Below are 8,980 nucleotides of genomic sequence, written 5' to 3' on the forward strand. Positions count from 1 at the left end.
ACCGCAGCCACCAGCCCCTGTCACCGCCCGAGCCGAAAACTGAAACGAACCACGACTCACGTGGCGAGACGTGAACTCAAGACCAGATCACTAGGCGACGTCCCGCATGACCTGCTCGCGCACCTGCCCGCAGCACCGGCTGATCAGCCGGGACACGTGCATCTGCGAGATGCCCAGCTCCTCGGCGATACGGCTCTGCGTCATGTCGGAGAAGAAGCGCATGTACAGGATGGCCCGCTCCCGCTCCGGCAGCGCCGCGAGCCGTGCCCGCACGGCCTCCCGGTCCACGACCGTGTCCAGCGCCGGGTCCGAGGACCCCAGCGCGTCGCTCAGCGAGTACCCGTCCTCGCTGCCGGGCAGCTCCGCGTCCAGGGACAGCGCCGAGAAGCTCTCCAGCGCCTCCAGCCCGGCGCGGGCGTCCTCCTCGCTCATCCCGGCGTGCCCGGCGATCTCGGCCACGGTCGGCCGGTGGTCACAGGAGGTCTGGGACAGGTCCTGGCAGGCGGAGCGCACGCGGTTGCGCAGGTCCTGGACCCGGCGGGGCACGTGCAGCGTCCACATGTGGTCGCGGAAGTGCCGCTTGATCTCACCGGTGACGGTGGGCACGGCGTAGCTCTCGAAGGCGTGGCCGCGCTCGGGGTCGTACCGGTCGACGGCCTTGACCAGGCCGAGGGCCGCGACCTGGCGCAGGTCCTCGAAGCTCTCGCCGCGGCTGCGGAAGCGTCCGGCGAGCCGGTTCGCCATGGGGAGCCAGGCCTCGACGATCCCGTCCCGGAGCGCGTCCCGCTCGGGGCCGGCGGGCATCGAGGCGAGCCTGCGGAAGGCCTCGGCGGTGTCGGGTGCGTCGTCGTGGGTGTGCTTCTTCGCACTGGTTCGGGTCTGCATGATCCGTCGCGATTCCCTCGATAGTGCTGCCGGTCGGAAGGTCACCGTGGGAACGCGTCAGCGGCGGGGACCAGGGGCGCCGGTGGCGGCGCGTCGAGCCGCTCCCACGGACGTGCCTCCGGTCCGAAGCACTGGGGTGCGCCTGCCCCCCGCCCCCGCCCGCAAACGGGCCGGGGCCCGCGTTTTCCGCCGCCGCGCGCGGTGACTCGTACGGTCGGCTCCGTTCCCCATGCGTCCGGGAGGTCGTACATGAGCACCAAGGTCTCCGACCACGTCCTGCACAGGCTGCGCGAGTGGGGGGTGGAGCAGGTCTTCGGCTATCCGGGCGACGGGATCAACGGCCTGCTCGCCGCGTGGGGCCGGGCCGAGAACGAGCCGCGGTTCGTGCAGGCGCGGCACGAGGAGATGTCGGCGCTCCAGGCGGTCGGCTACGCCAAGTTCAGCGGCCGTCTCGGGGTGTGCGCCGCGACGTCGGGGCCGGGCGCGATCCACCTGCTCAACGGCCTGTACGACGCCAAGCTGGACCATGTGCCCGTGCTGGCGATCGTCGGGCAGACGCACCGCACCGCGATGGGCGGCTCCTACCAGCAGGAGGTGGATCTGCACACGCTGTTCAAGGACGTCGCCTCCGAGTTCGTGGAGACGGTGACGGTGCCCGAGCAGCTGCCGAATGTGCTGGACCGGGCGATCCGCACCGCGTACGCGCGCCGCTGCCCGACCGCGGTCATCATCCCCGGCGATGTCCAGGAGCTCGACTACGAGCCCCCCACGCACGAGTTCAAGATGGTCCCCTCCAGCCTGGACCGCCGCTCGTGGACGGCGGTTCCGTCCGACGACGCGGTGCGGCGGGCGGCCGAGATCCTCAACTCCGGTGACAAGGTGGCGATCCTGGTCGGGCAGGGCGCGGCCGGTGCGCGCGCCGAGGTGGAGCGGCTCGCCGAGCTGCTCGGTGCGGGCGTCGCCAAGGCGCTGCTCGGCAAGGACGTCCTCAGCGACGAACTCCCCTACGTCACCGGCTCGATCGGCCTGCTGGGCACCCGCCCGTCGTACGAGCTGATGCGGGACTGCGACACCCTGCTGACGATCGGCTCGTCGTTCCCGTACTCCCAGTTCCTGCCGGAGTTCGGCAAGGCGCGGGGCGTGCAGATCGACATCGACCCGCACATGATCGGGATGCGCTACCCCTACGAGGTCAACCTGGTCGGCGACGCCCGGGCCACCCTGGAGCGGCTGATCCCGCTGATCGAGGGGGGCCGCGGCCGGGAGTGGTACGACACGGTGTGCGACAACGTGCGGCACTGGCGTGACGTCCTGGCACGCCGGGCCGGTCTGGAGGCCGGTCCGATCAACCCGGAGTACGTGGCACGGGCGCTGGACCCGCTGCTGCCGGACAACGCGATCGTCACCTCCGACTCGGGCTCGACGGCGAACTGGTACGCGCGGCACGTGACTATGCGGCCGGGCATGCGCGGCTCGCTCTCCGGCACGCTGGCGACGATGGGCTGCGCGGTGCCCTACGTCATCGGCGCGAAGTTCGCGCATCCGGACCGGCCGGCGGTCGCGCTGGTCGGGGACGGGGCGATGCAGATGAACGGCATGGCCGAGCTGATCACCGCGGCGAAGTACCGTCATCTGTGGGACGATCCGCGGCTGGTGATCGCGGTGTGGAACAACCGCGATCTGAATCAGGTCACCTGGGAGCTGCGGGCCATGGGGGGCGCGCCGTCGTTCCTGCCCTCGCAGGAGTTGCCGGACGTGGACTACGCCGCGTTCGCGCGGTCCCTGGGGCTGACCGGCATCCGGGTGGAGAAGCCGGAGGACGTCGAGGCGGCCTGGCGTACCGCGCTGGAGGCGGACGGCCCCGCGCTGGTCGAGTTCCTGACCGATCCCGCCGTACCGCCGGTCCCGCCGCACGCCACCTGGGAGCAGATGGAGGCGACCGCCGCGTCGATCCTGAAGGGTGACGCGGACCGGGGATCGGTGGTCAGGCACGGTTTCAAGGCGAAGGTGCAGGAGTTCCTGCCGGGGCGGGAGAAGAAGTAGCGGCCGCGGTGGCGGGGGGAGCGCCGGCCGGCTCGCGCCGTCCGGTGTCGCCCTGCGGCAGCAGCAGTTCCTCGTAACGGCCCAGCACCAGCACCACCCCGAGCATCAGCAGCGGAATGAGCACAGCGAGCAACGCCATGGCGTGTCCTTCCCCAGGAATGAGTGGGGGGTGCGAACCGGGTCTCCCGCAGCCGGTGGCGCAAACCAGGGCGCTCCCGCGATCGGGGAGGCCGGATCCGTGTCGGCTCCCGGTGTTCGGGTACGCGGTGCGGACCCCCGAAGGTCTGGAGGGAGACATGCAGCGAGGCAGCGACCGGCTGAGCGTCCACCGGGACGACGAGATGAAGCACGAACTGCAGGGTCTGCTCAGGTCCGGGCACCCCACGCGCAGTGAGGAGTGGCACGACCCGGAGCCGGCCGCCGAGGACGACCCCGACGTCGCGTACGGGCCGGTGACACCGAGCCGCGGGCCGACGTCCCTGGAGTCGGTGCGGCTGGACCTGGCCCGGATCCTGGGCCGCAGGGCGTTCCCCGCGAGTGCGCGCGAACTGGCCCGCGAGTTGCGCGGCCGCCAGGCGCCCGACGCGCTCGTCGAAGCACTGGAGCGGCTGCCGCGCCAGGAGCGCTACGGCAATGTCCAGGAGCTGGCCCAGGCCCTGGTCCGGGCCCGGGCCCGGGAGACCGGTCCGGAGGAGTACGCGTAGGGACCCGTGCGAGGGCACCGCGGCCGCACCGTCGGGTGCGCCGCGGTGCCCCCGTCGGCCCGGCAAGGGACGGAGAACACCGGTGAAGGCCGAGTTGGTGAAGGACGTGATGACTCCGGGTGTGGTCGCCGTGCGCCCGGACGCCTCGCTCGTCGAGGCGGCGCTGCTGATGCGCACGCAGAACATAGGCGACGTGGTGGTGGCCGACGGGCAGGACGTGATCGGGGTGCTCACCGACCGTGACATCACGGTGCGGGCCGTCGCCGACGGCGCGGACCCCATGACGGTGAGTGCCCAGGCCGTGTGCACGAAGGACCCGGTCACGGTGACGCCGGACGACAGGGTGGCGACGGCGGTGGCGCTGATGCGCGAGCACGCCGTGCGCCGGCTGCCGGTGGTGGAGAACGGGCTGCCGGTCGGGATCGTCAGCCTCGGCGACGTGGCCGAGGCCGAGGACCCCGCGTCGGCGCTCGCGGACATCAGCCGCGCCGAGCCGGACGCCCGCGGCGACACCTAGCCCGGCTCCCCTGCTCCGCGGATCACGACCGGGACAGGACCGGGGCAGGCCCCGGGCAGGGGCGAGCCGGACAGAGCAGCAGGAGAACGCAGGACAACAGGAAAGGACGTCGGACACGATGCGTATCGCGTTTCTGGTGGCACCCGAGGGCGTCGAGCAGGTCGAGCTGACCGATCCGTGGCAGGCGGCGAAGGACGCCGGTCATGAACCCGTGCTGGTGTCGACGAAGGAGGGGGAGATCCAGGCGTTCAACCACCTCGACAAGGCGGACACGTTCCCGGTCGACGAGGTCGTGGGCGAGTCCTCGCCCGGTTCGTTCGGCGCGCTGGTGCTGCCGGGCGGCGTGGCCAACCCGGACTTCCTGCGCATGGACTCCGACGCCGTCGCGTTCGTCCGGGACTTCTTCGAGCAGGGCCGCCCCGTGGCGGCGATCTGCCACGCGCCGTGGACGCTGGTCGAGGCGGACGTCGTGCGCGGCCGGGTGCTGACCTCGTGGCCGAGCCTGCAGACGGACATCCGCAACGCGGGCGGCACGTGGGTCGACGAGCAGGTGAAGGTCTGCGACCACGGGGCCAACAAGCTGGTCACCAGCCGCAAGCCGGACGATCTGAAGGCGTTCTGCGAGACGTTCCTGGACGTCTTCGCCCGCGAGGCCGCCTGACGGCGGCGGGAGCAGGGAGTTCTCCCCACGCCTGCGGGGCGTGGGGCGGCTCCGTGTCGTGCGGTGACCGGCCGACCGGTGAGGGGCTCACGGCCGGTCGGTGAGGGGCTCAGGTGCCGGGTGTCGTGGGAGTCGCCGACTCCCCGCTCCCGCGCTCCCGGGCCCCTTCCCGTGTGCGGCCCGCGGCCACCGGGCGGCTGGGGTTGCGGCGGAGGTACTCGCCCTCCAGCTGCGCCATGCGCTCGTTGTGGGCCCGCAGCGCGTCGTTCGAGCCGTACAGCAGCGTGTCGTGGCGCGTGCGGTGGATGGTCTCCAGCTCTTTCATCAGCTGCTGGTCGTCCAGCCGGCCAGGGTCCACTCCGGTCATCGTGTCGCCCCGATCGTCGTGTTCGTTCATGCGGTCCGGGTACCCGCCCGGGGAGCAACTGAGCACTACCCCCGAGCGGCATCCGGAGGGAAGCCATGGATCTCGCTTTTCTGCACCCACTGTACGAACACCCCGGCCCTTGGGCCTCCGTGTACGTCGACACCTCCCGGCATACGGAGGACACCCCCCACGAGCGGCAGCTGACGGCCCAGGCGATGGCGCGGCAGCTCGCCGAGCAGGGCGCGGACGAGGCCACCTGCCGGGCCGTGCAGAGCGCGATCGAGGATCTGCGGCACTCTTCCGATCCACACGGCCGGGCCCTGTTCGCCCGCGCCGGCGAGGTGGTCCTCGACCCGCCGCTGGTCCGTCCCCCGCAGGGCGGCGACTGGGCCGAATGGGCGCCGCTGCCCCGCGTCACGCCCCTGCTGGAGCTGGCCGGCGAGGACCCGTTGTGCATCGTCGCGTACGTCGACCGCAAGGGCGCGGACTTCGAGCTGCGCAGCGCGCTGGGCCGGGAGGACGCCGGGAGTGTCACCGGGCAGCAGTGGCCGGTGCACCGCACGGGCTCCGCGGACTGGTCCGAGCGGCACTTCCAGCTCAGGGTGGAGAACACCTGGGAGCACAACGCGGCGGAGATCGCCGACGCGCTCGCCGTGTGCCAGGAGGAGACCCGGGCCGACCTGCTGATCCTCGTCGGAGACGACCGTGAGCGGCGGTCCGTGCACGAGCGGCTGCCCAAGCGACTGCACGACCGGGTGGTCGAGGCGCCGCACGGCACCGGCAGCCGGCTCCTCGACGACGACGTGGAGCGGGCGCGCGCCGAGCACGTGACGCGGCAGGCCGAGGCGGAGCTGGCGCGGTTCCGCGCGGCCCGCGCCCCGGACGACGAGGGCCGGACCGGGGCCGTCGAGGGTGTTCCGGCGCTGATCGAGGCGGCGCGCGAGCACCGCATCGACGAGCTGCTGATCAGGCTCGACGGGCCCGACGCGCACCGCGAGGTGTGGATCGGGGAGGATCCCGACCAGGTCGCCGTCCGGCGGACCGAGCTGCAGGTCCTCGGCGAGCAGCACTCGTGGCCGGCCCGCGCGGACGACGCGCTGATCCGCTCGGCGGTGGCCACGGACGCGAACGCCCTGTCGGTGTCCACGCAGGAGGAACCGGTGGGCGGCCTGGGGGCACTGCTCCGCTGGAAGTGACACCCGGGGCCGGCCTCTGCGCGGGGCCGGCCCTGAACCGGAGCCGGCCCCGCGCCTCTGCGCGGGGCCGGCTTCCCGCTAGCGCGCTCGTTCCACCCTGCGTTCGTCCCAGACCGGGTCCGGGGTCTCGCGGACCCGGCCGTCGCTGCCGAAGACCAGGTAGCGGTCGAAGGAGCGGGCGAACCAGCGGTCGTGGGTGACCGCGAGCACCGTCCCCTCGAAGGCCTCCAGGCCCTCCTGGAGCGCCTCGGCCGACTCCAGGTCCAGGTTGTCGGTCGGCTCGTCGAGCAGCAGGGCCGTCACGCCCTGCAGCTCCAGCAGGAGGATCTGGAACCGGGCCTGCTGCCCGCCGGACAGCCGGTCGAACGTCTGCTCGGCCTGCTGGGTCAGCTCGTAGCGGCGCAGCCGGGACATCGCGGCGCCGCGGTCCTGTGCGTGCTCCTTCCACAGGACGTCCAGCAGCGTGCGGCCCTCCAGCTCCGGGTGCGCGTGCGTCTGCGCGAAGTGACCGGGCACGACCCGGGCGCCCAGCTTCCAGTGCCCCGTGTGGGCCACGTCGTCGCCGGCGAGCAGCCGCAGGAAGTGGGACTTGCCCGAGCCGTTGGAGCCCAGCACGGCGACGCGCTCGCCGTAGAAGACCTCCAGGTCGAAGGGTTTCATCAGGCCCGTGAGCTCCAGCTGCTCGCAGGTGACGGCCCGGACGCCGGTGCGGCCGCCCTTGATCCGCATTCTGATGTCCTGCTCGCGCGGCGGCTCCGGCGGCGGCCCGGCCTCCTCGAACTTGCGCAGCCGGGTCTGGGCGGCGTGGTACCGGGACGCCATCTCGTGGCTGACCGAAGCGGCCTGACGCAGGTTCAGCACCAGCTTCTTCAGCTGGGCGTGCTTCTCGTCCCAGCGCCTGCGCAGCTCCTCGAAGCGGGCGAAGCGCTCACGCCGGGCGTCGTGGAAGGTGGTGAACCCGCCGCCGTGCACCCATGCGTCGGCGCCGGCGGGACCGGGTTCGAGGGAGACGATGCGCTGGGCCGCGCGGGCGAGGAGCTCGCGGTCGTGGGAGACGAACAGGACGGTCTTGCGGGTCTCGGCGAGGCGTTCCTCCAGCCAGCGCTTGCCGGGGACGTCGAGGTAGTTGTCGGGCTCGTCGAGGAGGAGGACCTCGTCGGTGCCGCGCAGCAGGGCCTCCAGGACGAGGCGTTTCTGCTCGCCGCCGGAGAGGGTGCGGACCTGGCGCCACTGCGCTTTGTCGTACGGGACGCCGAGGGCGGCCGTGGTGCACATGTCCCACAGCGTCTCGGCCTCGTAGCCGCGGGCCTCGGCCCAGTCGGCGAGGGCCTGGGCGTAGGTCAGCTGGGCGGCCTCGTCGTCGACGGTCATGATGGCGTGCTCGGCGGCGTCGACGGCCCGGGCCGCCTCGCGGATGCGGGGGGTCGCCACGGAGACGAGCAGGTCGCGTACGGTCGTCTCGTCGCGCACGGATCCGACGAACTGCCGCATGACCCCGAGCCCGCCGCCGACGGTGACGGACCCGCCGTGCGGTCTGAGCTCCCCGGCGAGCAGGCGCAGCAGGGTCGTCTTCCCGGCTCCGTTCGGCCCGACGAGCGCGACGACGGCGCCCTCCCCCACCCGGAACGACACGTCACCCAGCAGTGCCCTTCCGTCGGGCAGGTAGTACTCCAGGTGCGCGGCTTCGAGGTGGCCCATGGCGGCGATTCTGTGCGCCCGGCCCCGGACTCGGCAAACCCATTTCGGGACCGCGCACCCCGGCGAGAGTTCAGACCTTCCGCAGGGGACGGTGCGGTTCCGCCGGGAGTTCCGTCTTGATCGGGTCGCCCGGGCGGACCACGCCGCCCTCTCGCACCACGCTCATGATCCCGGCCTTGCGCACGACGTCGCCCGCCGCGTCCCGCGCCACGACCCGCTTCAGCAGCCCCTGCTGGAAACGGTCGATCTGCACGCAGGGATTGCGCAGACCCGTCACCTCCACGACCGCCGAGTCGCCGAGGTGCAGCAGCGTGCCGGTGGGCAGGCCCAGCAGGTCGATGCCCCGCGTGGTGACGTTCTCGCCGAGCTGCCCGGGCGCCACCTCGAACCCCGCCTCGCCGAGCTCGGCGAAGAGTTCCTCGTGGATGAGGTGCACCTGGCGCAGGTTCGGCTGCGTGGGGTCCTGCGCGATGCGCGACCGGTGCTTGACCGTCACACCGGCGTGTACGTCCCCTTCCACCCCGAGACCGGCGAGCAGCGTGACGCTGTCCCGGTTCGGCTTGGTGAACGTGTACTCCCCGTTGCTGCTGACCGCCGTCACTCGCCCGCTCATGGCCCGGTTCCCCCTCCGCAGTAGCGCTGCCGAGTCTCGACCCTAACCCGCGGCGGCGGTGCGCCGGCTCGCGCCGGGTACCCGCTCCCCATGACGACCCCCGACCTGGACCTCACCGCCGCGAAGCCCGGGCGGCACCCCCTGCGCCTCCGCGCCCTCGCCCTCGACGCCCGTCTCTTCCGGGCCGTCGCGGCCCGGCGCGGGCGGGGTGCGCGCTGGGCGCCACCGGGGCCGGGCGGCGGCGCCGGCCACGGCGTGGTGTGGCTCGCGGCGGCAGCCGCGCTGGCGGCGAGCCG

10 protein-coding genes and 1 pseudogene are annotated in these 8,980 nt (G+C 72.7%); 6 read left to right on the forward strand and 5 right to left on the reverse strand.

Going from position 1 to position 8,980, the window contains the following annotated elements:
- Nucleotides 1-90: 90 nt before the first annotated feature.
- Nucleotides 91-885: a SigB/SigF/SigG family RNA polymerase sigma factor gene (locus CHR28_RS36885; RefSeq protein ID WP_094058096.1), complete on the reverse strand. Its 795-nt coding sequence runs from the start codon at nucleotides 883-885 to the stop codon at nucleotides 91-93.
- Nucleotides 886-1,134: 249 nt separating this feature from the next.
- Between CHR28_RS36885 and CHR28_RS36890 the strand changes: the two genes are divergently transcribed.
- Nucleotides 1,135-2,928 (forward strand): thiamine pyrophosphate-requiring protein, encoded by a 1,794-nt coding sequence (locus CHR28_RS36890; protein ID WP_094058097.1) that lies wholly within the window; start codon nucleotides 1,135-1,137, stop codon nucleotides 2,926-2,928.
- Here the strand turns inward: CHR28_RS36890 and CHR28_RS36895 are convergent.
- Nucleotides 2,882-3,067, reverse strand: coding sequence for a hypothetical protein (locus tag CHR28_RS36895; RefSeq protein ID WP_094058098.1), 186 nt, complete (start codon nucleotides 3,065-3,067; stop codon nucleotides 2,882-2,884). The two genes, CHR28_RS36890 and CHR28_RS36895, sit on opposite strands and share 47 nt — an antisense overlap.
- 157 nt (nucleotides 3,068-3,224) lie before the next feature.
- Between CHR28_RS36895 and CHR28_RS36900 the strand changes: the two genes are divergently transcribed.
- The 3 genes from CHR28_RS36900 to CHR28_RS36910 all read left to right on the forward strand — a co-directional run bounded on the left by CHR28_RS36900 (nucleotide 3,225) and on the right by CHR28_RS36910 (nucleotide 4,810).
- Nucleotides 3,225-3,632, forward strand: coding sequence for a DUF2795 domain-containing protein (locus CHR28_RS36900; protein ID WP_094058104.1), 408 nt, complete (start codon nucleotides 3,225-3,227; stop codon nucleotides 3,630-3,632).
- 82 nt (nucleotides 3,633-3,714) lie between these two features.
- On the forward strand, nucleotides 3,715-4,149 hold the full coding sequence (locus CHR28_RS36905) for a CBS domain-containing protein (RefSeq protein ID WP_179272704.1): 435 nt from the start codon (nucleotides 3,715-3,717) through the stop codon (nucleotides 4,147-4,149).
- A 118-nt stretch (nucleotides 4,150-4,267) separates the two neighbouring features.
- Nucleotides 4,268-4,810 (forward strand): type 1 glutamine amidotransferase domain-containing protein, encoded by a 543-nt coding sequence (locus CHR28_RS36910; protein WP_094058099.1) that lies wholly within the window; start codon nucleotides 4,268-4,270, stop codon nucleotides 4,808-4,810.
- Nucleotides 4,811-4,919: 109 nt separating this feature from the next.
- On the opposite strand, the gene CHR28_RS36915 is transcribed toward CHR28_RS36910, so the two are convergent.
- Nucleotides 4,920-5,207, reverse strand: coding sequence for a DUF6158 family protein (locus CHR28_RS36915; RefSeq protein WP_094058100.1), 288 nt, complete (start codon nucleotides 5,205-5,207; stop codon nucleotides 4,920-4,922).
- Nucleotides 5,208-5,272: 65 nt separating this feature from the next.
- On the opposite strand from CHR28_RS36915, the gene CHR28_RS36920 reads away from it, so the two are divergent.
- Nucleotides 5,273-6,373 (forward strand): baeRF2 domain-containing protein, encoded by a 1,101-nt coding sequence (locus tag CHR28_RS36920; RefSeq protein WP_094058101.1) that lies wholly within the window; start codon nucleotides 5,273-5,275, stop codon nucleotides 6,371-6,373.
- A 78-nt stretch (nucleotides 6,374-6,451) separates the two neighbouring features.
- Here CHR28_RS36920 and CHR28_RS36925 read toward each other — a convergent pair whose 3' ends face one another.
- Nucleotides 6,452-8,071 carry an ABC-F family ATP-binding cassette domain-containing protein gene (locus CHR28_RS36925; RefSeq protein WP_094058102.1) on the reverse strand — a complete coding sequence of 540 codons (1,620 nt, stop codon included), beginning with the start codon at nucleotides 8,069-8,071 and terminating at the stop codon, nucleotides 6,452-6,454.
- A 70-nt stretch (nucleotides 8,072-8,141) separates the two neighbouring features.
- Nucleotides 8,142-8,684, reverse strand: a complete 543-nt coding sequence (locus CHR28_RS36930; RefSeq protein WP_179272705.1) for an MOSC domain-containing protein — start codon at nucleotides 8,682-8,684, stop codon at nucleotides 8,142-8,144.
- Nucleotides 8,685-8,774: 90 nt separating this feature from the next.
- Between CHR28_RS36930 and CHR28_RS36935 the strand changes: the two are divergent.
- Nucleotides 8,775-8,980, forward strand: a pseudogene (locus tag CHR28_RS36935) (phosphoesterase); the annotation flags it as partial.

The organism is Streptomyces sp. XY006 (assembly GCF_002237655.1).
GTDB lineage: Bacteria > Actinomycetota > Actinomycetes > Streptomycetales > Streptomycetaceae > Streptomyces > Streptomyces levis.